Below are 23,742 nucleotides of genomic sequence, written 5' to 3' on the forward strand. Positions count from 1 at the left end.
TCGGCCCAGGTGGACTGCCCATGATGGCAGGGCGGCCCGCCGGTCGCCAAGTGGCTGCCCAGTAGCGAGGACCTCCCGTGGCCGTCTCCGCCTCCCTCACACCCACCTTCGCCTGGCGCGGCGAGCGGCTCGGCCGCCGCCTGCCGCAGCTGCTGCTCGGTCTGGGCCTGTACGGCGCCAGCATGGCGCTGATGATGCGCGCCGCCCTCGGGGTCAACCCGTGGGACGTGCTGCACCAGGGCCTGCGCGAGCACCTCGGCGGCAGCATCGGCGGCTGGGTGACGCTCACCGGCGCGGCCGTGCTGCTGCTCTGGATCCCGCTGCGCCAGCGCCCGGGGGTGGGCACCGTCGGCAACGTGCTGGTGCTCGGGGCGGCGATGAACCTCACCCTGCACCTGGTGGCCACCCCGGCCGGCTGGGCGGCCCGGGCGGGCCTGCTGGCCTTCGGGATCCTGCTGAACGGGCTGGCCACCGGCCTGTACATCGGCGCCCGGCTGGGCCCGGGGCCGCGGGACGGCCTGATGACCGGGCTGCACCGCAAGACCGGCTGGTCGCTGCGGCTGATCCGCACCGGCATCGAGCTGACCGTGCTGCTGGCGGGCATCGCGCTGGGCGGCAGCGCCGGTGTCGGTACCCTCCTCTATGCTCTGGCGATCGGCCCGCTGGCACAGTTCTTCCTGCGCTGGTGCACCGTGCCCGAGAGCGACCGGATGGGATGAACTTGGGCCCCGGCCACCGGTGCTCGTCGCGCGATGGGGGTCGGCCACCGTAAGGTCGTCTCCGTGCTGGACGAGATGCGGATACGGGATCTTGGCGTCATCGACGACGCGGTGGTCGAACTGGCCCCGGGCTTCACGGCGGTGACGGGCGAGACCGGTGCGGGCAAGACCATGGTGGTGACCAGCCTGGGCCTGCTGCTTGGCGGCCGGGCCGATCCGGGCCTGGTGCGCCGGGGTGCCGAGCGGGCCGTGGTGGAAGGCCGGCTGGCCCTGCCCGAGGGCTCGCCGGTGGCGGCCCGGGCCCAGGAGGCCGGGGCCGAGCTGGACGAGGGCGAGCTGCTGATCAGCCGCACCGTCTCGGCCGAGGGGCGCTCGCGCGCCCACGTCGGCGGCCGGAGCGTGCCGGTGGGCCTGCTCGCCGAGCTCGGCGAGGACCTGATCGCGGTGCACGGCCAGACCGACCAGCAGCGCCTGCTGCGCCCCTCCCGCCAGCGCGGCGCGCTGGACCGGTACGCGGGCGCCGCGGTGGCCGAGCCGCTGGGCCGCTACCGCGAGGTCTACCGCGAGCTGCGCGAGGTGGCCGCGACCCTGGAGGAGCTGACCACCCGGGCCCGGGAGCGGGCCCAGGAGGCCGATCTGCTCCGCTTCGGCCTGGAGGAGATCGCCGCCGCCGAGCCGGTGGCCGGCGAGGACGCGGAGCTGGCCGCCGAGGCCGAGCGGCTCGGCCACGCCGACGCCCTCTCGATGGCCGCCACCATGGCCCACAGCGCCCTCGCGGGCGACCCGGCCGAGCCCGACTCGGTGGACGCGGGCACCCTGCTGGCCCAGGCCCGCCGGGCGCTGGAGTCGGTGCGCGGCCACGACGAGCGGCTCGGCGCGCTGGCCGAGCGGGTCAGCGAGGTCGGCTACCTGCTGGCCGACGTCTCGGCCGATCTGGCCGGCTACGCGGAGGACCTGGACGCCGACCCGGTGCGCCTGGCCGCCGTGGAGGACCGCCGGGCCGTGCTGGCCCACCTGGTGCGCAAGTACGGCGGCCCCGACAACTCGCTGGCCGAGGTGATCGCCTGGGCCGAGGCGGGCTCGGTGCGGCTGCTCGAACTGGACGGGGACGACGAGCGGATCGACGAGCTCGGCGCCCGGGAGACCGAGCTGCGGGCCGAGCTGGCCCAGCTGGCGGGCGAGGTCTCGGCGGCCCGGCACGCGGCGGCCGGGCGGTTCGCCGAGGCGGTCTCCGCCGAGCTGGCCGAGCTGGCCATGCCGCACGCCCGGGTCACCTTCGCGCTGAGCCGGGTGGACGACCCGGCCGGGATCGAGTTCGAGGACCGGACGGTCTCGTACGGCTCGCACGGAGTCGACGAAGTCGAGGTGCTCCTCGCCCCGCACCCGGGCGCGGTGCCCCGGCCGATCGCCAAGGGCGCCTCGGGCGGTGAACTCTCCCGGGTGATGCTGGCCGTCGAGGTGGTCTTCGCCGGTGCCGACCCGGTGCCGACCTACCTCTTCGACGAGGTGGACGCCGGCGTCGGCGGCAAGGCCGCGGTGGAGATCGGCCGGCGCCTGGCCAAGCTCGCCCAGAGCGCCCAGGTCGTGGTGGTCACCCACCTGCCGCAGGTAGCCGCCTTCGCCGACCGCCACCTGGTGGTCGAGAAGACCAGCGACGGCACCGTCACCCGCAGCGGGGTCAAGGTGTTGAACGACGAGGAGCGGGTGCGCGAACTCTCGCGGATGCTGGCCGGTCTGGAGGACTCCGAACTCGGCCGTGCGCACGCGGAGGAGCTGCTGGCCGCCGCCCGGGCCCCTCGGGGGGAGTGACGGTACCCGGGGTGCCGACTGTCCAAGCACCGGCCGGACCTGGCATGGTGGCGGCTGGACACTGGCACCCCAGTCCCGAGCGCCGCGCGGGGGCACACCCCGCCCCCGGCGTGAGTCCGTGTTACGAGTTCGGAGCGAGACAGAAGTGGACCAATCCGTCACCAGGGCCACCGCAGCCGCCGTCGAGCGCGGGCAGTTGCACGTGGTGCTCGTGCTGGCCGCCAGCACCGGCGGCATCGGCGCCCACTGCCGATCGCTCGCCCAGGGCCTGGTGGCCCACGGCGTCACCGTGACGGTCTGCGCCCCCGCCGGGACGGACGCCCTGTTCGGCTTCTCCCGGACGGGCGCCCGCTTCCACCTGGTCGACATCACCCCGACGGCCGGCGCGCGCAGCGACGCCGCCGCGATCGGCGAGCTGCGGCGCGCCTTCACCGGCGCCGACGTGGTGCACGCGCACGGCCTGCGGGCCGGCCTGCTCTCCGACCTCGCACTGCGGACGGCCGGGCGCTTCCCCGGCCTGCGGCCCGAGACCCCGCTGGTGGTCACCTCGCACCACGCGATGCTCGCCACCGGCCTGGACCGCCGGCTCCAGCGGCTGATGGAACGGCGGGTGGCCCGGGCCGCCGACCTGGTGCTCGGTGCTTCCTCGGACCTGGTCGCCCGGGCCCGTGAGCTCGGCGCCTCCGACGCCCGGCTCGGCCCGGTGGCCGCGCCCCCGATGCCGCCGGGCACCCTCGACCGCGAGGCCGCCCGGGCCAAGCTGCTCGGCGGCCGGACGGACCGGCCGGTGGTGCTGGCGATCGGGCGCCTGGTGGCGCAGAAGTCCTTCGGCCTGCTGCTCGACGCCGCGCGTGGCTTCGGCCCGGACGCGGCGGTGCTGATCGCCGGGGACGGCCCCGAGGCGGATGACCTGCGGGAGCGGATCGCGGCGGAGTCCCTTCCGGTGGAACTGCTCGGGTACCGGACGGACGTGCCGGATCTGCTGGCGGCGGCCGATGTGGTGGCGCTCAGTTCGCGCTGGGAGGCACGGTCTTTGGTCGTCCAGGAGGCGATGCGGGCCGGCGTGCCGGTGGTCTCCACGGCGGTGGGCGGGGTGCCGGAGCTGGTGGGCGACGCGGCGGTACTGGTCCCGTACGGGGATGCGGAGGCGCTGGGCGCGGCCGTACGGGAGCTGCTGGAGTCGGAGGAGCGGCGCACCGCGCTGGCGGCGGCGGGCAAGCTGCAGGCGCAGACCTGGCCGGACGAGGCGGATACGGTCGCGCAGGTGCTATCCACCTACGACGAACTGGTGAGCCGCCAAGCTTAGGTTGCACCTCCAGGGGCGCGGGGCCCTGCTGAATTAACTGCGTGCGCGCCCGGCCCGGTAGCTCGCCTTCAAGATCGCAGAGATGCCCACTTGCACCGTCAACGGATAGTGCAAGTGGGCATCTGTGTAAGACAGCGGGAGTGTCGAGGGCTGGCCGCGCCGTTCCCCGCGCCCCTGGTGGTTACACCGTCAGGTAAGCACCTGCGCAGGCGGTGAGCCGCAGGGCCGTGTCGATCAGGGGGACGTGGCTGAAGGCCTGGGGGAAGTTGCCGACCTGGCGCTTGAGGCGGGGGTCCCACTCCTCGGCCAGGAGGCCGAGGTCGTTGCGGAGGGAGAGGAGCTTGTCGAAGAGTTCGCGGGCCTCCTGGACGCGGCCGATCATGGCGAGGTCGTCGGCGAGCCAGAAGGAGCAGGCGAGGAAGGCGCCCTCGTGGCCGGAGAGGCCGTCGACGTTGTTGCCGTCCTCGTCGTGGGTGGGGTAGCGCAGGACGAAGCCGTCCTCGGTGGAGAGTTCGCGCTGGATGGCCTCGATGGTGCCGATCACCCGCTTGTCGTCCGGCGGGAGGAAGCCGACCTGCGGGATGAGCAGCAGGGAGGCGTCCAGCTCGGTGCCACCGTAGTACTGGGTGAAGGTGTTGCGGTCGGGGTCGTAGCCCTTCTCGCAGACGTCCCGGTGGATGGTGTCGCGCAGCTCGCGCCAGCGCTCCAGCGGGCCGTCGGCGGGGGACTGCTCGAGGAGCTTGATGGTGCGGTCCACGGCGACCCAGGCCATCACCTTGGAGTGGACGAAGTGGCGGCGGGGGCCGCGCACCTCCCAGATGCCCTCGTCCGGCTCCTGCCAGTGCCGCTCCAGGTAGCCGATCAGCTTGAGCTGGAGGTGGTGGGCGTGGTCGTTGCGGGTCAGGCCGGTCATGTGGGCCAGGTGCAGGGCCTCGACCACCTCGCCGTAGACGTCCAGTTGGAGCTGGCCGGCCGCGCCGTTGCCGATCCGGACGGGCTGGGAGCCCTCGTAGCCTGGCAGCCAGTCGAGGGAGGATTCGGTCAGCTCGCGTTCGCCCGCGATGCCGTACATGATTTGGAGGTTCTCCGGGTCACCGGCGACCGCGCGCAGCAGCCACTCGCGCCAGGCCCGGGCCTCGTCGCGGTAGCCGGTGCGCAGCAGCGAGGAGAGGGTGATGGCGGCGTCGCGCAGCCAGGTGTAGCGGTAGTCCCAGTTCCGCTCGCCGCCGATGTCCTCGGGCAGCGAGGTGGTGGGGGCGGCGACGATGCCGCCGGTGGGGGCGTAGGTGAGGCCCTTGAGGGTGATCAGGGAGCGGACCACGGCCTCGCGGTAGGGGCCCTGGTAGGTGCACTGGCTGACCCACTCCTCCCAGAACTGCTCGGTGTCGACGAGCTGGCTCTCGGCGTCCGGCGGGTTCGGGGCGGGCAGGTGGGAGGCCTGCCAGGTGAGCGCGAAGGCGATCCGCTCGCCGGCGGAGACGGTGAAGTCGGCGTAGGTGGTCAGGTCGCGGCCGTAGGTCTCGGCCTCGCCGTCCAGCCAGACCGAGTCGGGGCCGGCCACGGCGGCGGTGCGGTGGGTGCCGTCGGCCTGCTCGACGCGGTGCACCCAGGGCACCACCCGGCCGTAGCTGAACCTCATCCGGACGGCCGAACGCATCCGGACCCTGCCCTTGAGGCCCTCGACGATCCGGATCATCTGCGGGACCGATTCGGTACCGGTGAGCGGGCGCGGCGGCATGAAGTCGATCACCCGGACGGTGCCGCCCTGGCTGTCCCACTCCTGCTCCAGGATCAGCGAGTCGCCCCGGTAGCGGCGCCGGTCGGCCGGCACCGCGGGCGCGGCGGCCGTCTCGGGCACCGGCCGCACCTCGCCGCCCAGGTCGCACGGGGGTTTCGGGATCGGCCGCGGCACCAGCGGCGCGGTCACCGGTTCGGCCGGGCCGATCCGCCAGAAGCCGTGTTCGTCGGTGCCGAGCAGCCCGGCGAAGACGGCCGGGGAGTCGAATCTGGGCAGACAGAGCCAGTCCACGGCCCCGTCCCTGCTGACCAGGGCGGCGGTCTGCATGTCCCCGATGAGTGCGTAATCCTCGATACGGCCGGCCACGTGAGTCTCCAGTTCGCAAGATGTGCTCGGCGGGCGTCCGACTGCGGAACGCTTACGGCTTGCCTGCGCGCACGGAGACCGTCAGAGTGAGCCCCTCGCCCTCCGCGTGCTCTGTTTGTCGGCGATGCGTCCGTGCAGCTTACGACGCTGGTGGGGCGCGGAGCACGCCTACCGCGCCCCGTACTGCCCCAGAGGGGCCGAGTTGAGGAGGAGTTGGTCCGACTGGAGCAACTCCGATTCACTCGGACGGGCGTGCGGTGACCCCTCCGCAGGCGCGTCGGCGTGGGCCCGAACGCGGTCTGGTCGGGGCGCTGATACCCTGGTATCCCGTGGACTGGTGAGTTCGGACGAGCCTCAGGCCCCACCACCAGCGTCACTTACGACACGCGACCCACGGGAGCCCCCTCTTGGCACAGCCCCATTCCGGCAAGTCGGCTAACGGCCGCGCCGTGACGACCAAGCACCTCTTCGTCACCGGGGGTGTCGCCTCTTCGCTCGGCAAGGGGCTCACCGCCTCTAGCCTCGGCGCCCTGCTCAAGGCCCGCGGTCTCCGCGTGACGATGCAGAAGCTCGACCCGTACCTCAACGTGGACCCGGGCACGATGAACCCGTTCCAGCACGGTGAGGTCTTCGTCACCGACGACGGCGCCGAGACCGACCTCGACATCGGTCACTACGAGCGCTTCCTCGACACCAACCTGCACGGCTCGGCGAACGTCACCACCGGCCAGGTGTACTCGACGGTCATCGCCAAGGAGCGCCGCGGCGAGTACCTGGGCGACACCGTCCAGGTCATCCCGCACATCACCAACGAGATCAAGTCCCGGATCCGCCGGATGGCGACCGAGGACGTGGACGTGGTCATCACCGAGGTCGGCGGCACCGTCGGCGACATCGAGTCGCTGCCGTTCCTGGAGGCCGTCCGCCAGGTCCGCCACGAGGTCGGCCGGGACAACGTCTTCTTCGTGCACGTCTCCCTGCTGCCGTACATCGGCCCCTCGGGCGAGCTGAAGACCAAGCCCACCCAGCACTCGGTGGCCGCGCTGCGCAACATCGGCATCCAGCCGGACGCCATCGTGCTGCGCGCCGACCGCGAGGTGCCGAGCGCCATCAAGCGCAAGATCTCGCTGATGTGCGACGTGGACGAGGAGGCCGTGGTCGCGGCCATCGACGCCAAGTCGATCTACGACATCCCCAAGGTGCTGCACGGCGAGGGCCTGGACGCGTACGTGGTGCGCCGCCTGGACCTGCCGTTCCGCGACGTGGACTGGACCACCTGGGACGACCTGCTGCGCCGGGTGCACGAGCCCCAGCACATCGTGAAGGTGGCCCTGGTCGGCAAGTACATCGACCTCCCCGACGCCTACCTCTCGGTGACCGAGGCGCTGCGGGCCGGCGGCTTCGCCAACAACGCCCGGGTCGAGATCAAGTGGGTCACCTCCGACGACTGCACCACCCCCGAGGGTGCGCAGGAGCAGCTCGGTGACGTGGACGCGATCTGCATCCCCGGTGGCTTCGGCGACCGCGGCGTGGACGGCAAGGTCGCGGCGATCACCTACGCCCGCGAGAACAAGATCCCGCTGCTCGGCCTCTGCCTGGGCCTGCAGTGCGTGGTCATCGAGGCCGCCCGCAACCTGGCCGGCCTGCCCGAGGCGAACTCCACCGAGTTCGACGCGGCGGCCAAGTACCCGGTCATCTCCACCATGGCCGAGCAGCTGGCGATCGTGGACGGCAAGGGCGACCTGGGCGGCACCATGCGGCTCGGCCTCTACCCGGCCAAGCTGGCCGAGGGCTCGATCGTCCGCGAGGTCTACGCCGGCGAGCAGTACGTGGAGGAGCGCCACCGCCACCGCTACGAGGTCAACAACGCCTACCGCGCCGACCTCGAGAAGACCGGCCTGCAGTTCTCCGGCCTCTCCCCGAAGGGCGACCTGGTCGAGTACGTCGAGTACCCGCGCGAGGTCCACCCCTACCTGGTGGCCACCCAGGCCCACCCGGAGCTGAAGTCCCGCCCGACCCGCCCGCACCCGCTCTTCGCGGGTCTGGTCGCGGCGGCGATCAAGATCAAGACCGACGCCCAGTAAGCCAGCGGTAAGTCACGGTGTCGTAGGAACGGCGGCTCCCCGGTACTCGGGGAGCCGCCGTTCGGCGTTAGATTGGGCCGTACTTTGTGTCATACTGACGAGAAGTCGAGAAGGGGTGTGTCGGCGTGATCAAGGACGTGGCGGAGGAGTGGGAGGTGCGGACGTCGTCCGTGCCGTTCCAGGGGCGGGTCACCGGGGTCCGGACGGACGAGGTGCTGATGCCGGACGGTTCGTACGCCCGCCGGGACTACCAGACCCACCCGGGCTCGGTCTCGGTGCTGGCCCTGGACGGGGAGGGGCGGGTGCTGCTCGTCCGCCAGTACCGGCACCCCGTCCGCCAGCGGCTCTGGGAGCTGCCGGCCGGCCTGCTGGACGTGCCCGGGGAGAACCCGCTGCACGCGGCGCAGCGGGAGCTGTACGAGGAGGCGCACTGCAAGGCCGGGGCCTGGAAGGTGCTGGTCGACTTCTACACCTCGCCCGGCGGCACGGACGAGGCCCTGCGGCTCTTCCTGGCGACGGAGCTGGAGGAGGCCGGGGAGGAGCGGTACGCCGCCCACGGGGAGGAGCTGGAGATCGAGATCGCGCGGGTGCCGCTCGATGAGCTCGTGGCGCTGGTCCTGGCGGGGGAGCTGCACAACCCGACGCTGATCACGGGGACGCTGGCGCTGCACGCCACGCTGACGGGGGCGGGGATCGACTCGTTGCGGGCGGCGGAGTCGCCGTGGCCGGCGAGGCCCTTCTCCTGAGACGGGTCAGTTGCACTATCGAGGGGCGCGGGGAACTGCGCGCCCGGCCCGGTAGCTCGCCTTCGAGATCGCAGAGATGCCCACTTGCACCGTCATCGGATAGTGCACGTGGGCATCTGCGTAAGACAGCGGCAGAGTGCAGGGTGGGCCGCGCCGTTCCCCGCGCCCCTCACCACGCGGGTGAATTGACGGGTCGTAGTACTGGTGTCACTGATCAGGAGGAGGCCGGTCGAACTACGCTTCGCGGACAGGGCGGCGTTGGACGACTGGTCGGGAGTGGCGCTGGTGGCGACGGAGGACGGGCCCGGCGTCTGGGCCGGGCGGCAGGGGGAGTTGGCGGCGCTCGCGGCGGCGGGTGAGCGGGGTGGGGTGCTCGTGGTGGCCGGGCGGCCGGGGTCGGGGCGGACCTCGTTGGCCGTGCGGTACGCCGGGGCGGTGGCCGGGGAGTACCCGGACGGGGTGCTGTACGCGCGGGTGTCCGCGCCGGACGGGAGCCTGCTGCCGGCGGGCCGGGTGGCGCGGCAGCTGCTGGGGCAGCTGGGGGAGTCGGCGTCGGCGGAGCCGGTGCCGGGGGCGGCGGATCCGGCCTGCGCGGAGTGGCGGGCGGCGCTGCGGGGGCGGCGGGTGCTGGTGGTCCTGGACGACGTGGGGGAGGCCGAGCAGCTGAAGCCGCTGCTCGCGGAGGAGCCGGGCAGCCTGGTGCTGGCCACCACCGCCGGGCCGCTGAACGGGATCGAGGGGATCGACCCGGTGATCCTGGGCGGTCTCGGGCTGACCGCCGCCACCGAGCTGCTGAGCGGGCTGGTCGGCGGGACGCGGATCAGCTGTGACCCGGTGGGGGCGGCGAAGCTGGTGGAGGCCTGCGGGGCCGGGCCGGCCGCGCTGCGGCTGATGGCCGGCTGGCTCAAGGCCAACGGCAAGGCCGCCGTGACGGACGCGGCCGCCGAGCTCGCGGCGGTGACGCAGCCGGCCACGCCGGCGGCCGAGGGCAGGCGGGGGAAGAGCCGCCGCAAGGGCCGCTCCTCGGGCCAGGTGGCCGACCCGCTGGAGGTCGAGCGGCTGAACCGGGCCGCCGAGGCGGCCGTGGACGCGGACACCGAGCTCGACGTGGGCACCGGGGTCGGCCTGGACGGCGTACCGAGGATCGTCCCGACCGGGCCGTGGCAGGCGGACCCGGAGGCGGCGGACGATCAGGTGGGCGGGCGGGCCGAGGGGCAGGGCCAGGGGCGCTCCCGGCAGGGGGCCCGTACCGGTGGTGCGCCCGGTGGCGCGCCCGGTGGACCGGCCGTGGTCACGGACACCGCCCCGGCGGCCGGCTTCGCCGGGTCTGCGGCGGTCGCCGACTTCGTCGTGCCGCTCGGTTCCGCCGTGCCCACCGGCTTCGCGGGGCCGGCCGGAGCTGCCGTCGGCGCCGGGTCTGCCGACCCGGCAGCCCCGGCCGTGGCCGACGGCTCCGCGAAGGGGGCTTCCGCCACGGGCGGGGCCGTCCCGGTGGCGGACGGGGATCCGTTGAGCGGGGCGTTCCTGCTCGGGTACCGGGCGCTGTCCGCCGGGGAGGGGCGGATGCTGCGGATGTTGACGCTGGCGCCGGGGCAGGTGGCGGATCTGCGGACGGCTTCGGCGTTGGTGGGGTGTCCGGCGCCGGATGCGGGGGCGGTGTTGCAGCGGTTGGCGGAGCGGGAGCTGGTGGAGGTGATGGGGGCGGGGGCCGACGGGGTGGTGCGGTACCGGCTGCCGGGGCGGCTGTACGGGCGGGTGGTGGCGCTGCGGGAGGGGGCGGACCGGGCGGCCGAGGTGGAGTTGGCGCGGGCCCGGCTGCTGGAGCGGCTGGTGCGGCTGGTGGATTCGGCGCGGGAGCTGCTGGAGCGGGGGTCGGTGGCGGATCCGCTGCCGGGGCCGCTGCGGCTGCGCGGGGCCGGGCAGGCCCGGGCCTGGTTGGCGGAGGAGCGGGACGGGCTGATCGGGGCGGCCGAGGAGGCCGTGGCGGCGGCGGACCTGGACGGGACGGCCGGGCGGCTGGTCACGGCACTGCTGCGGGCGCTGCCGCTGACCGGACGGGCGGCGCCGGCCGAGCTGTACCGGCTGCACGGCCTGGTGGCCGAGCTCGCGGGGCGCTCGGGTGACTCCCGTCGGGTGACGGCCGCGCTGCTCAACCTGGGTGATCTCCAGCGGGCGGCCGGCCGCTGGTCGGCGGCGGCCGAGCGCTACCGGGCGGCCCTGGAGAACGGCCGGGCGGGCGGGGACGAGACGGCCTGCGCGCGGGCGCTGGAGAGCGTGGCCGGCTGCCACCGGGCCCAGGGCGACGCGGTGCGGGCGGCCGACTGGTACGGCCGGGCGCTGGCGCTGCGGCAGGGCCTGGGGGAGCGGGCCGCCGAGGCCCGGTTGCTGGCCCGGCTGGCGGAGGCGCACACCGCGCAGCGGCGGTTCGAGGAGGCCGAGCGGGAGTACCGGGCGGCGCTCGCACTGCTGCGCCGGCTGGAGGACGCGGCGGGCCAGGTGGCCGTCGGTACGGCCCTGAGAAGGCTGAGGGAACAGGTCGAGGGTGAGCGGCTCCGGGTGACTTCGGAGTAATGTCCGATCTGCCCTTTTGTCCAGTGTTTGGGTGGTTCGTAGCGCTACAAGCCTACGAACCTGCCAATGACTCCGGCTGATTTATTCAGTTTGGAAGGCTGACGGATCCGCTGGGCTTCATTACACTCGACCTTAGTCGCGCAGCGAAGCGTGCCCCGGTGTCCTCCGGTGGCTTCCGCTTGCGCGTCGCCCGCCGGTCTTCCCCGGCCGGGACCCCCAGGCATAAAGGGACGTGTTCAGTCGTGAAGGTCGGCATCCCCCGCGAGGTCAAGAACCACGAGTACCGCGTGGCCATCACGCCCGCCGGCGTGCATGAGCTGGTCCGCAACGGACACGAGGTCTTCATCGAGGACAACGCCGGTGTCGGCTCCTCGATCCCCAACGAGGAGTACGTGGCCGCCGGCGCCACCATCCTCGACACCGCTGACGAGGTCTGGGCCACCGCCGACCTGCTGCTCAAGGTGAAGGAGCCGATCGCGCAGGAGTACCACCGCCTGCGCAAGGGCCAGACCCTCTTCACCTACCTGCACCTCGCGGCCGACCGCGCCGGCACGGACGCGCTGGTCGCCTCCGGCACCACCGCGATCGCGTACGAGACCGTGCAGCTGGGCAACGGCGCGCTGCCGCTGCTCGCCCCGATGTCCGAGGTCGCGGGCCGGCTGGCCCCGCAGGTCGGCTCGTACCACCTGATGCGCCCGGCCGGCGGCCGCGGCACCCTGCCCGGTGGCGTGCCCGGCACCCACCCGGCCAAGTGCGTGGTCATCGGCGGCGGCGTCTCCGGCTGGCACGCCGCGACCATCGCGATCGGCATGGGCTACGAGGTGACCCTGCTCGACCGCGACATCAACAAGCTGCGCGAGGCCGACAAGGTCTTCGGCACCAAGGTCAAGGCCATCGTCTCCAACTCCTTCGAGCTGGAGAAGGCCGTCGTCGAGGCCGACCTGGTCATCGGCGCCGTGCTGATCCCGGGCGCCAAGGCCCCGAAGCTGGTCACCAACGAGCTGGTCGCCAAGATGAAGCCGGGCTCCGTGCTCGTCGACATCGCGATCGACCAGGGCGGCTGCTTCGAGGACTCGCACGCCACCACCCACGCCGAGCCGACCTTCCAGGTCCACAACTCGGTCTTCTACTGCGTGGCGAACATGCCGGGCGCCGTCCCGAACACCTCCACCTACGCGCTGACCAACGCGACGCTGCCGTACGTCGTCGAGCTGGCCAACCGTGGTTGGAAGGAGGCGCTGCGCCGCGACGCCGCGCTGGCCAAGGGCCTGAACGTGCACGAGGGCCAGATCACCTACGGCGCCGTCGCCGAGGCCTTCGGCCTGGAGTCCGTCTCCCTTGACAGCGTGCTCGCCTGACGATCCGTCAGTGGAGTGTGCCCCCGGTCCCGCCGTGCGCGGGGCCGGGGGCTTCGCCGTGCCCGCAGGAAGCCGAGGGGAATCCCATGCGCGGGTGACTTGTCAAGCCCCGGGTGACCTGCGGGTGGAGACGAGATGTCAATTTATGTGCAACACGTCACCCGCCCGGTGTGACGACCACTCGCCCGCACCCACGGTGAGGGGGCGATGTGCGCGGAAACGTTAGGCTCACGGGCCTCTCGATCCCTTGACAGCGACCGGGTCGACGGCCGACACATCCGGCCCACTACCGTGGATTGTGTTGCTGCGAACGCCGCAGACGGCCTAGAGTCGCAAACCGTCGGCATGCTGCCACGCTGACGAATCGACATAGAGTCCTGGATGCCCAAGGAGGTAAGACGACTTGTGAATGAGTCGACATTTGCTCCCGGGGGTGGTCAGCCAGGACTGGCGGAGACCCCTGACTTTTCTGCGGGCGCCGGGCAGCCGAACGAGGACCACTCGGCCCGGCAGGCCACGGTGGGCTCGGTGGAGGTCGGCTCGGTCGCGGTCCGCACCTTCGAGGCACGCCAGAGCGTCGCTACCACGACCGCCACCGACTACGACGCCGAGCTGCCCGCCCACGGGCTGGCCTACGGCGACTTCGCCTACGGGTCCTACGACGACCCGGACGCCGAATACGAACCCGACCCGGAGTACGCCGCGACCTTGGCCCCTGACGCAGCCCGTCAGCGACGCGAGCGGGTCGGCCCCACCGGCCGTCCGCTGCCCTACTTCCCGATCCCCGCGCCGCTGGCCGAGCACGGCCCCGCGCAGATCATCGCCATGTGCAACCAGAAGGGCGGCGTCGGCAAGACCACGTCGACCATCAACCTGGGCGCGGCGCTGGCGGAGTACGGCCGCCGGGTGCTGCTGGTGGACTTCGACCCGCAGGGCGCCCTGTCGGTCGGCCTCGGCGTCAACCCGATGGAGCTCGACGTCACGGTCTACAACCTGCTCATGGAGCGGGGGCTGACGGCCGATGAGGTGCTGCTGAAGACCGCCGTCCCCGGCATGGACCTGCTGCCCTCGAACATCGACCTCTCCGCCGCCGAGGTGCAGCTGGTCAGCGAGGTCGCCCGCGAGTCCGCGCTGGCCCGCGCGTTGAAGCCGCTGCTGCCCGACTACGACTACGTCATCATCGACTGCCAGCCCTCCCTGGGCCTGCTGACGGTCAATGCCCTGACGGCGGCTCACAGCGTCATCGTGCCGCTGGAGTGCGAGTTCTTCGCGCTGCGCGGGGTCGCGCTGCTCACCGAGACCATCGAGAAGGTCTGCGAGCGGCTCAACCCCGACCTGCGCCTGGACGGCATCCTGGCCACCATGTACGACTCGCGCACCGTGCACAGCCGCGAGGTGCTGGCCCGGGTGGTCGAGGCCTTCGGCGACCACGTGTTCCACACCGTGATCGGACGGACCGTCCGCTTCCCGGAGACCACCGTGGCCGGCGAGCCGATCACCACGTACGCGACCAACTCGGTCGGCGCCGCCGCCTACCGTCAGCTCGCCAGGGAGGTGCTCGACCGGTGCCGCCCCGTCGAGTGAGTCTCCCGGGGGCCGACGAGCTGTTCCGGACCACCGGCGGGATGGCGCTGTCGCCCTCCCTGCAGCAGCGTCCGGCCGAGGCACCCCGTCCGGAGACCGCGCGAGCGGCCGAACCGGCTCCCGAGGCCGCCGAGGCGCCCACCCGGCGCGAGGTGCCGCCCGCACGGGCCGAGCAGCACACCGCCGCCCCCGCCGGGGCGGAGGAGGGCGGGGAGGCCGCCGCCCGGCGGCCCCGCCCCCGGGGCCGGGCGCCCCGGCGGCCCAGCGGGCGCGAGCGGCACGACGAGAAGATCACCGTCTACGTCTCCGCCGAAGAGCTGATGGACCTGGAGCACGCCCGGCTCGTCCTGCGCGGCGAGCACGGGCTCGCGGTGGACCGCGGCCGGGTGGTCCGGGAGGCCATCGCCGTGGTGCTGGCCGATCTGGAGCAGCGCGGCGAGAGCAGCATCCTGGTGCGGCGGCTGCGCGGGCGCTGAGCCCCGCCGCCGCGGGCGCCGCACGGGCGCCCGGCGCGTGGCCCGGCCGAGGGCGTGCGCCCGGCGCTCGCCGGGCGGTGGCGCGCGGGCCTGTCGCTGGCCAGGGGTGCCCGCCCGGTGGGGCAGGATGGGCGGCGATGCCGAACCAGCCCGACCCCCAGCCAGTGCCGCCGACACCGCCGCCGACCGGCGCGGGGGCTTCAGTGTGCGGCTGGAGAACTTCGAGGGCCCCTTCGACCTGCTGCTGAGCCTGATCGCCAAGCACAAGCTGGACGTCACCGAGGTGGCGCTGGCCACCGTGACGGACGAGTTCATGGCCCACATCCGCGCGATGGGCCCGGACTGGGACCTGGACGCGGCCACCGAGTTCCTGGTCGTCGCCGCCACCCTGCTCGACCTCAAGGCGGCCCGGCTGCTGCCGGCCGCCGAGGTCGAGGACGAGGAGGACCTGGCCCTGCTCGAGGCCCGCGACCTGCTCTTCGCCCGGCTGCTGCAGTACCGCGCCTACAAGCGGGCGGCCGGCATCCTGGGCGACCGGTTCGCGGCCGAGCAGCTGCGCCGGGCCCGCTCGGTCGGCCTGGAGCCGGCCCACGCGGCGCTGCTGCCCGAGGTGGTCATCACGATCGGGCTGGAACGGTTCGCCAAGCTGGCCGCCGCCACCATGGCCCCCAAGCCCAAGCCCGTGGTCTACGTGGACCACATCCACACCCCGCCGGTGAGCGTGCGCGAGCAGGCCGAGGTGGTCACCCGGCTGCTGGCGATCCTCGGCGAGGCGAGCTTCCGCCAGCTGTCGGCCGACGCCGACTCCACGCTGGTGGTGGTGGCGCGCTTCCTGGCCCTGCTGGAGCTCTACCGGGAGAAGGCGCTGGCCTTCGAGCAGCCCGAGGCGCTCGGGGAGCTGCTGGTGCGCTGGGTCGCCGAGGGCGACCGGCAGGTGACGGTGACGGACGAGTTCGACCGGCCGGTGGAGCCGGAGACCGCGAAGGGCGGAACGGCGTGACGGAGCAGCCGAGGGCACGGCGGTCACTGGGCGTCCCGGGCCAGGGCCCCCGCCCGGACGAGTGGCTGGAGCCCGCCTACGAGGCCCTGGAGGGCCCCTACGCCGCCGCGGAGCCCGCCGGGGCAGTGGAGCCGCAGGCAGGCGCCGCGGGGGCGCTGGGGGCCCTGCGAGGGCCTGCGGAGGCCGGCGTCGCCGACCCCGAGGTGCCGCCGGCCCTGCGGGAGGCCGTGAAGGCGGTGGCCCGGGCGGAGGCCGGCTTCGCCGGGCCCCGGGCGCCGCGCGCGGTGCCGGCGCCCGCGGAGCCGGAGGCTCCGGGGGTTGCGCAGGCTCCGGGGGCGGCGGTGCCCGCGCAGGCGGGGGACGAAGGGGCCGCCGGGCGGGAGGCGGTGGAGCGGGCCTCGCTCCGGGCCGAGCTGGAGGCGATCCTGATGGTCGTCGACGAACCGGCGGCCGAGGGGCGCCTGGCCGGCGTGGTCGGGCGGCCGGTGGCGGTGGTGGGGGCGGCGCTGCGGGAGCTGGCGGCGGAGTACACCGCGCAGGGGCGCGGCTTCGAGCTCAGGCTGGTGGCCGGAGGCTGGCGGTTCTACTCGCGGGCGGAGTGCGCCGGGGCCGTGGAGCGGTACGTGCTGGACGGCCAGCAGGCCCGGCTGACCCAGGCCGCGCTGGAGACGCTGGCGGTGGTCGCGTACCGGCAGCCGGTGTCCCGCAGCCGGGTCTCGGCGGTCCGTGGTGTGAACTGTGACGGTGTGATGCGTACCCTGGTACAGCGAGGGCTGGTGGAGGAGACCGGCTCCGAGCCCGAAACAGGTGCGATCCTGTATCGGACGACGAACTACTTCCTGGAACGGATGGGGCTGCGCGGCCTGGAGGAACTCCCGGAGCTGGCGCCCTTCCTGCCCGAGGTCGACGACGTGGAAGCGGAGTCCCTCGAGGGCACGGTGATCGCGGAGGCGGTCGCTGCCGCGCGTGCGGTGGACGACGGCGACGAGGCGGCTGATCGGGAAGTGCTGTGAGGTCGGCCGGCACGACTTGCACTTCCCTAGACGGACACGACGTACGGACTTTTGATGCGTAGCAGCGGTAACGGCAGGAACAGCAGCGGCGGTGGCGGGAGCCAGGGCCGCGGAGGACAGGGCGGGGGCCGCTCGGGCGGTTCGTACGGCGGTGGCGGCGGTTCGCGCTCCGGTGGCGGTTCGTACGGCGGCGGTGGCGGCGGTTCGCGCGGCGGCAGCGGTGGCGGCGGCTCCTACGGCGGTTCGCGCGGCGGTGGCGGCTCCTACGGCGACCGGGACCGGCGCGACGACCGCCGGGACGACCGCCGGGACGACCGGAAGCAGTACCCGGACCGTCCGCTGCGGCCGGAGGAGCGCAAGTACGACCGCCCCGAGTACGGCTCCGGCGGCCACTACGGCCCGCGCAAGGCGCTGCCGCCGGCCAAGCGGCCGCGTCAGCCCGGTCAGGGCCAGCCCGGTGACCCGCGCCGTCAGCCGCAGCGCTCGCGCGAGCTCCAGGGGCGGATCGAGGACGCGGTGCTGGCCCGGCACGACGGGCCGTCCGGCAAGGGCGGCAGTGGTGCCGCCGGGCCCGAGGGCGAGCGCCTGCAGAAGGTGCTCGCGCGGGCCGGCATGGGCAGCCGTCGCGCGTGCGAGGAGCTGGTCGAGCAGGGCCGGGTGATGGTCAACGGCAAGCTGGTGACCGAGCAGGGCAAGCGGGTCGACCCGCAGCACGACGAGATCAAGGTGGACGGCCTCACGGTGGCCACCCAGTCGTACCTGTTCTTCGCGCTCAACAAGCCGGCCGGCGTGGTCTCCACCATGGAGGACCCGGACGGCCGCCAGTGCCTGGGCGACTACGTGACCAACCGGGAGACCCGGCTGTTCCACGTGGGCCGGCTGGACACCGAGACCGAGGGCATCATCCTGCTCACCAACCACGGCGAGCTGGCCCACCGCCTCACCCACCCCAAGTACGGCGTGACCAAGACATACATGGCCGCCATCCAGGGCCCGATCCCGCGTGACCTGGGCAAGACCCTGGCTCAGGGCATCGAGCTGGAGGACGGCTTCGCCCGGGCCGACAGCTTCAAGGTGCTGTCGAACGTCGGCAAGAACTACCTGGTCGAGGTGACCCTGCACGAGGGCCGCAAGCACATCGTCCGCCGGATGCTCGCCGAGGCGGGCTTCCCGGTCGAGAAGCTGGTGCGCACGCACTTCGGGCCGATCGCGCTGGGCGACCAGAAGTCGGGCTGGCTGCGCCGCCTGACCAACCCCGAGGTCGGTCAGCTGATGAACGAGGTCGGTCTCTAGGACCGGCGCGGGTCTCAGACCTGCGGACGAGGGCCTCCCCGCCGAACGGCGGGGAGGCCCTCGTGCCGTTCGGGGGGATCCGGGGCCGTGGAGCGAGACCGGCTTGTCAGCCGGCGTCGTGGTGGCACAGGATGGCCACCGTCATCCGGGTGGACGGGTGGCGGGACTGCGCCACCAGGGGAGTGCGCAGGGGGAAGGAGGGTCGGTGCTCGACTCATTCGGAGTGCTGGGGCTCGGGAAGCCGGACGGCCAGGTCTACGCGGCCCTGGTGGTCTCGCCGCAGTCCACCGCCGAGGAGCTGGCCGAGAGCTGCGGGCTCACCCTGGAGCAGGGCCGGGCCGCACTGGACCGCCTCGCCGACCAGGGCATGGCCACCCGGGCCCCGGTGGACCGGGAGCGCTACCTGGCCGTCGCCCCCGACGTGGCCATCGGCACCCTGATCGGCCACCGGGAGGCGCAGCTGCGCTCCGCCCGGGCCGAGATGCACCGGCTGATGGACGCCTTCCGCGAGGCCTCCAGGTTCACCGACCCCGCGCACTCCGTGGAGGTGCTCAGCGGTGGCGAGGCGATCGCCCAGCGGCTGGAGCACCTGGCCGACACAGCCGAGTACCAGGTGCGTGGCTTCGACTGCCCGCCCTACATCCAGGACCCGGTGGCCAACCTGCCCCGGCAGCGCCAGCGGATGAGGGCCGGGGTGCGGTTCCGCACCGTCTTCGACAAGGAGGCGGTGGCCTGGCCGGGCCGGCTGGAGAAGGAGATCCTGGTCGGCGTCGCCGACGGCGAGGAGGCCCGGGTGCGACCGGTGCTGCCGATGAAGATGATGATGGCCGACGATCGGATGGCGATCATCCCGATCAGCGTCGGCGACGCGGTGCTCGACGCCGCGTACGTGATCCACCCCTCCGCGCTGCTGCAGGCCCTGGACGGCCTGTTCGAGGCCGAGTGGGAGCGGGCCGTGCCGCTGCAGGCCGCGATCGGCGGCACGGTGGAGCAGGGCCCGGAGGCCGACCACCGCAAGCTGCTCGGGCTGCTGGCCGCCGGGCTCACCGACGAGTCGATCGCCCGCTCGCTCGGCTGGAGCGCCCGCACCACCCAGCGGCGGCTCCAGACGCTGATGCGCGAGCTCGGGGCGACCACCCGCTTCCAGGCCGGGATGGCCGCCCGCGAGCGCGGCTGGCTGTAGTGCCTGCTAGCTCCAGGGCAGCAGGGTGGCCCAGCGGCCGTCCGGGCCTCGTTCGAGCTTCTCCAGGCCGACCACGGCGGTGCGGTTGAGCCGGCCGTAGACGTGCGGGAAGAGGATGCCCGGGGTGGCCCCGGCGGGGGGCTCGCCGTCCGGGGCCTCCCACTTGACCATGGGCTCGACCAGCGACTCCTCGATCAGGAGCGCCATCAGCGGCCCCTGGGCCTCCGCGAAGAAGGCGTTCGCCACGGCGAGCACCGTCTGCTCGTCGGCCGAGCAGTGGATGAACCCGTCGGTGAGAAGCGAGGCGGCCGCGTACGGCCGCCCCGGGTCGTGCAACCAGTCGTCCAGCGGCGCGAGATGGTAGATCATGCTCCCTTTCTAGCAGGGCCCGGCCGCTGATCCGGGTTCAGAGACCGGTGACCTTCGCGGTGGCGGAGATCTCGTACGCCAGGGTGACGGTCCGTCTGCCGCCCGGGGGCAGCGGGACGGACCAGCGGCAGATGCCGTCGGCGTCCAGCTCGTCCGGGGCCGGGGCGCACAGCTCCTTGCGCAGCCGCACCTCCACCGAGGAGACCTCGGAGACCGGTACCCGCTCGTGCACCGTGACCAGCTGCTCGTCCCGCTCCTGCGGCCCGGAGAAGCGGGAGAGGTGCAGCCGGACGGTGCGGGTCACCACGGTGCGCTGGGTCAGGCCGGTGGTGGCCCGGCTCTCCTCCGTCTCGCGGACCACCCGGTAGCCGTCCGAGCTGCCGAAGGAGAGCTCGGCGCGGGCCCCCGGCGCGGTGAACGGCAGCTCCCCGCGCCCGGCGAACCCGCTCTCCAGCACCAGGTCGACCGGCCCGGCCAGCAGCGGGTGCTCCGCCGCGCTGCGGAACCGCACCACCCGGCTGACCAGCGGCGACAGCTCCGGCGCGCAGACGTACTCGCTGCTCGCGCCGGTGCTGAACGAGCCCAGCGGCACCCGGTGTGGGCGGCCGTCCCCGGCCACCGTGGCCGGGTCGGGGGCGGTGAGCACCTGCACCTCGCCGCCGTCGTCCACCCCGGGCAGGCCCTCCGCCGGCAGGCCGTCCGTCGGTCCGGCGGCCGGACCGGTCGTCTGGACGGCCTCCTCGCGCAGTTCGACCTCCACCGTGCGGCGCTCCTCGGCGGTGCGCTCGCGCAGGCTCAGCACGTCCGGCACCAGCTGCGGCGGCTCGGCGGCCAGCGTGCTGCGGGCGGTGGAGAGCACCAGCCGGACGCCGGCCCAGTCCTCACCGGTGCGCTGCCAGACCACGGCGTCCGTCTCCAGCTGCAGGCTGCCGCCGCTGAGGGTGGCCCGGTAGGCGGGGCGCCAGAGCGCGCAGGGGGTCAGGTGGCTGACCGTCAGCTCGGCCGGCCCGGCGGCGCCGGCGGCCACCGTCAGCTCGACGTGGGCGGTCAGCTCGGCGGGCTCCTGCTCGGTGCGGTCCAGCACCGCGCGGGCCTGGGCCAGCTCCTGCTCCACCGCGCGGAGCCGGGCCCGGCAGGCGCGCAGCCGCTCGCCGTGGGTCTCCCGTTCGCCGTCCACCCGGTCGAGCTCGCGCGTCCAGCGGGCGGTCTCGGTCTCGCCGTGCCCGGCGCCCTCGCCGATCTCGCGCAGCAGATCGGCCGCCAGCTGGGCCAGCAGCGCCAGCCGGGCGGCGAGCCGCTGCTCCTGGCCGCTCAGCTCGCGCTCCTCCGCCTCCAAGGCGTGCACCCGGTGGCGCAGCTCGGAGTCGCCCGCGCCGGGCGGGGCCGGGGCGGGCCGGGTCCAGGCCCGTACCAGCCGGGTCTCCAGCACCCGGGGGCCGTCGGTCTCCGCAGCGGCGGGGGGGAGTTCGGCCTGGAGTGCGGTGCCGGGTGCGGTGCCGAGTTCGGCTGGGGCTGCGGTGCCGAGTTCGGTGCCGAGTTCGGCTAGGGCTGCGGTGCCGAGTGCGGTGCGGAGCTCGGCCCGGAGGGAGTGGTCGACGGCGAGGGCGGTGACCGGGCCCAGGCGCAGCTTCTGGACACCTTCGGCCAGCTCGACGCGGACGGTGCGCTCGACGAGGGCGCGGTCCTCCAGGCAGGTGACGGCGGTGACGGGCAGCCCGGTGAGGGGCGGGGGGTTGGTCATCAGTACCTCCGGTTACCGCCGTGCAGGGCCTTGCCGGCCGGGATGCGGATCTCGTAGCCGCCGTCGAGCTCGGCCGTGCCGTGGGCGGGCAGTTCCACCCGGCGCCGCCGGGCGCCGGGCGCACCGGCCCCCGCCGGGTCCGCCGCCGGATCCAGCGGTGACCAGCCGGGGTGCTCCTGGATCCGGATCTCGGCGTCCGAACTGACCGGCACCCGTTCGCGGACCTCCACCGTCACCGGGTGGGAGAGCCGGTTGGCCAGCTCGACGTGCAGGCGGTGGTCCAGGACGGTGGTGCTGCCGCGCAGCCCCGCCGTCGACTCGCGCAGCTCGGTGCGGCGGGCCACCCGGATGCCCTCGGTCACCCCGAGGCCCACCCGCTGGCGCCCGCCCGGCGCGAGGGTCGGCAGCGCCGTGGTCAGCAGGTGCTGCCCGTCCGCGGTGACCTCCACCGGTCCGGCCAGCAGTGCCTGGTCGGTGTCGTTGCCGAGCACCAGCACCCCGTACACCGTCGGCTCCACGGCGGGTACGCAGACGTACTCGCGGCTCACCGCGACCGGCAGCTCGGCCAGGGTGACGGTGTGCCAGCCGCCGTCCGAGGGGATCTCGGCCGGGGCCGGCGCCTCGTACCGGTGGTCGAAGGACCCGGCCGACTGGCGGGGTCGCACCGCGTGCCGGGGCAGCGGCAGCGAGGCCACCCGGCCGGCCTTGACGCGCAGCCCGAATGCGGCCTGGTCGAGCGGCTCGGCCTGCAGCCGCCCCCGACGACCGGGCCCCTGCTCCGGCCCGGCGAGCACCAGGTTGGCGAAGTCCAGCCAGGCGGGGTCGGGGGAGCCGGTGCGGTCGGGGGAGCCGGTGTGGTCGGGGGTGGCCTCCGGTACGGGCTGGGCCTCGGCGCGGACGGCGGAGTGGCGCTTGCGGGCGAGCGGTGCGGCGCCGCCGGCGGCCGGCGCGGAGCGGCTCGGAGCGGCCTGGGGGAGGGCGGCGGAGAGGAAGTCGGGGGCGAGGTCGTCCTCGGCAGCGGCGGCGACCGAGGCGGTGAACGCCGCGGCGGAGGCGGCGTACGGGCTCGGCGCCGCCTGGGTGGCACCCGGCGGGGCGGGGACGGGGGGAGTCCCGTACGCGGGGGCGGGCAGCGGGGCGGAGCCGGCCGGGGCCGCGCCTCTCGCGGCTGCGCCCGCCGCGCCGAAGGGGCCTTCCGGGCTCGACGGGTGCGCTGTGCCGAGGGCCCCCGCCGGGCCCGCCGGGCTCGTTGCGCCGTACGGGCCGGTTGCGCCACCGCCGGTCGGGGTGGCGGTGCCGTACGGGCCGGCGGTCGCGGCGAAGGTGCGCGCGGCGGCGAGGGCCGGGGTGGCGGACCGGCGGTGGGACTGGTCGGGGCGGGGGGTGGTGTCGTAGCCCTCGAACAGCTCGTCCAGCCCGCTGGGCGGCTCGCGCCAGCCCGACGGGCTCGGGGCCGGCTGGGCCTTGCCGATCCGGATCGACTGGAGGCGGGGGAGCTCGGTGCGGCGGTCCAGGTCGGCCGTGGAGAGGCTCAGGCGGACGCCGGCCCAGTCCTCGCCGGTCCGTTGGGCCACGGCGGCCCGGAGCACCAAGGCTCCGTTCGCCTCGCCCTGGCGGTGGCTCAGCCGGTAGGTCGGGACCCAGACCGCCCCCGGCACCGCGTACTCGACCTCCAGCTCGACCACCGGGGCGCCCTCGGCGGCCAGTGCGGTGGTCGGGGTGAGGTGGAGGACGGCCGTGCGGGTGGTGGCGGTGGGCGTGGTCGGAGCCGCCGTGGTGGCGCGGTCGAGTCGGTCCTGGGCCACGGTGACGGAGTGTTCGGCCTGGCGGAGCTCCTCCGTCAGGCGGGTCAGGCGGGTGTGCAGCGAGGCCAGCCGGGCGTCGACGAAATCGGCGAGGTCGAGCCAGACGTCGGCCGGGGTGCGGCGGTGCTCCTCGGACGGTCCGCGCTCGGCCGGTCCGCGCTGGGGCGGCACCGCGCGCAGGGCGGCGATCTCGCCGATGTGGGTGAGCTGGCGGTCGTGCCGCTCGCGGGCAGCCGCCAGGGTGTCCCGGGCGAGGGTGAGGGCCCGGACCAGCTCGGGCAGCTGGTCGGGGCCGCGGAGTTCCGCGGTGTGCTCGGCGCGCAGCTCGATCACCCGGTGGGTGGGCCGGCCGTCGGCGTCCAGCACCCGGGCCCGCAGCGAACCGTCCTCCAGGGCGGCCGGCAGGCCCGGCAGGTGGACCACGCCGTCCGGCGGGACGACACCCCGGGCGCGGCGGCGGCAGAGCGCCCCGCTCGCGTAGACCACGACCGAATCGAGCTCCGACTCCCAGCTGTGCCCCGTCTCCACGGCCACCCCGTTGAACCCTTCTTCAGTCCCGCATCCCCCGGCGGCCCAGTCTG

Annotated in this window: 17 protein-coding genes; 13 read left to right on the forward strand and 4 right to left on the reverse strand. The window is 74.2% G+C overall.

All coding sequences use genetic code 11. From position 1 onward, the window contains the following. The first annotated feature begins 77 nt into the window (after positions 1-77). The 3 genes from CFP65_RS28605 (at position 78) to CFP65_RS28615 (ending at position 3,834) form a co-directional block, all read left to right on the forward strand. Positions 78-719, forward strand: a complete 642-nt coding sequence (locus CFP65_RS28605) for a YitT family protein (RefSeq protein WP_104818884.1) — start codon at positions 78-80, stop codon at positions 717-719. A 33-nt stretch (positions 720-752) separates the two neighbouring features. After that, on the forward strand, positions 753-2,528 hold the full coding sequence (gene recN / locus CFP65_RS28610) for a DNA repair protein RecN (RefSeq protein ID WP_104818885.1): 1,776 nt from the start codon (positions 753-755) through the stop codon (positions 2,526-2,528). A gap of 145 nt (positions 2,529-2,673) precedes the next feature. Next, positions 2,674-3,834, forward strand: coding sequence for a glycosyltransferase family 4 protein (locus CFP65_RS28615; RefSeq protein WP_104818886.1), 1,161 nt, complete (start codon positions 2,674-2,676; stop codon positions 3,832-3,834). A gap of 181 nt (positions 3,835-4,015) precedes the next feature. Here CFP65_RS28615 and CFP65_RS28620 read toward each other — a convergent pair whose 3' ends face one another. Further along, positions 4,016-5,938, reverse strand: coding sequence for a glycoside hydrolase family 15 protein (locus CFP65_RS28620; RefSeq protein WP_104818887.1), 1,923 nt, complete (start codon positions 5,936-5,938; stop codon positions 4,016-4,018). A gap of 449 nt (positions 5,939-6,387) precedes the next feature. Here CFP65_RS28620 and CFP65_RS28625 point away from each other — a divergent pair, with 449 nt between their 5' ends. The 10 genes from CFP65_RS28625 (at position 6,388) to CFP65_RS28670 (ending at position 19,246) form a co-directional block, all read left to right on the forward strand. After that, positions 6,388-8,022: a CTP synthase gene (locus tag CFP65_RS28625; protein ID WP_104821194.1), complete on the forward strand. Its 1,635-nt coding sequence runs from the start codon at positions 6,388-6,390 to the stop codon at positions 8,020-8,022. A 125-nt stretch (positions 8,023-8,147) separates the two neighbouring features. Beyond that, positions 8,148-8,768 (forward strand): NUDIX hydrolase, encoded by a 621-nt coding sequence (locus tag CFP65_RS28630; protein ID WP_254552620.1) that lies wholly within the window; start codon positions 8,148-8,150, stop codon positions 8,766-8,768. Positions 8,769-9,053: 285 nt separating this feature from the next. Further along, entirely contained in the window at positions 9,054-11,339 is a 2,286-nt protein-coding gene (locus CFP65_RS28635) for a tetratricopeptide repeat protein (protein ID WP_158702396.1), read from the forward strand. 242 nt (positions 11,340-11,581) lie between these two features. Next, complete coding sequence (gene ald / locus CFP65_RS28640) at positions 11,582-12,697, forward strand: alanine dehydrogenase (protein WP_104818889.1); 1,116 nt, start codon at positions 11,582-11,584, stop codon at positions 12,695-12,697. A 519-nt stretch (positions 12,698-13,216) separates the two neighbouring features. Beyond that, complete coding sequence (locus tag CFP65_RS28645) at positions 13,217-14,281, forward strand: ParA family protein (RefSeq protein ID WP_104818890.1); 1,065 nt, start codon at positions 13,217-13,219, stop codon at positions 14,279-14,281. Next, the gene (locus CFP65_RS28650; RefSeq protein ID WP_104818891.1) at positions 14,278-14,757 is read left to right on the forward strand and encodes a hypothetical protein; all 480 of its coding nucleotides are present in this window, start codon (positions 14,278-14,280) and stop codon (positions 14,755-14,757) included. The genes CFP65_RS28645 and CFP65_RS28650 overlap by 4 nt, the downstream gene beginning before the upstream one ends. Positions 14,758-14,884: 127 nt before the next feature. Then, positions 14,885-15,757, forward strand: coding sequence for a ScpA family protein (locus tag CFP65_RS28655; protein ID WP_104818892.1), 873 nt, complete (start codon positions 14,885-14,887; stop codon positions 15,755-15,757). Between the two features lie 428 nt (positions 15,758-16,185). Next, on the forward strand, positions 16,186-16,770 hold the full coding sequence (locus tag CFP65_RS28660; protein WP_254553133.1) for an SMC-Scp complex subunit ScpB: 585 nt from the start codon (positions 16,186-16,188) through the stop codon (positions 16,768-16,770). Between the two features lie 54 nt (positions 16,771-16,824). After that, positions 16,825-18,063 (forward strand): pseudouridine synthase, encoded by a 1,239-nt coding sequence (locus CFP65_RS28665; RefSeq protein ID WP_104818893.1) that lies wholly within the window; start codon positions 16,825-16,827, stop codon positions 18,061-18,063. A gap of 205 nt (positions 18,064-18,268) precedes the next feature. Beyond that, on the forward strand, positions 18,269-19,246 hold the full coding sequence (locus tag CFP65_RS28670) for a helix-turn-helix domain-containing protein (RefSeq protein ID WP_158702397.1): 978 nt from the start codon (positions 18,269-18,271) through the stop codon (positions 19,244-19,246). Positions 19,247-19,252: 6 nt separating this feature from the next. Here CFP65_RS28670 and CFP65_RS28675 read toward each other — a convergent pair whose 3' ends face one another. The 3 genes from CFP65_RS28675 to CFP65_RS28685 are packed head-to-tail and all read right to left on the reverse strand — an operon-like array spanning position 19,253 to position 23,695. Next, positions 19,253-19,615, reverse strand: a complete 363-nt coding sequence (locus tag CFP65_RS28675) for a DUF952 domain-containing protein (RefSeq protein ID WP_104818895.1) — start codon at positions 19,613-19,615, stop codon at positions 19,253-19,255. Between the two features lie 37 nt (positions 19,616-19,652). Next, positions 19,653-21,356 carry a mucoidy inhibitor MuiA family protein gene (locus CFP65_RS28680; protein ID WP_104818896.1) on the reverse strand — a complete coding sequence of 568 codons (1,704 nt, stop codon included), beginning with the start codon at positions 21,354-21,356 and terminating at the stop codon, positions 19,653-19,655. Next, complete coding sequence (locus CFP65_RS28685; RefSeq protein ID WP_158702398.1) at positions 21,356-23,695, reverse strand: DUF4139 domain-containing protein; 2,340 nt, start codon at positions 23,693-23,695, stop codon at positions 21,356-21,358. Before CFP65_RS28685 ends, CFP65_RS28680 begins: the two co-directional genes overlap by 1 nt. Between the last annotated feature and the right edge of the window lie 47 nt (positions 23,696-23,742).

It is taken from the genome of Kitasatospora sp. MMS16-BH015, assembly GCF_002943525.1.
GTDB lineage: Bacteria > Actinomycetota > Actinomycetes > Streptomycetales > Streptomycetaceae > Kitasatospora.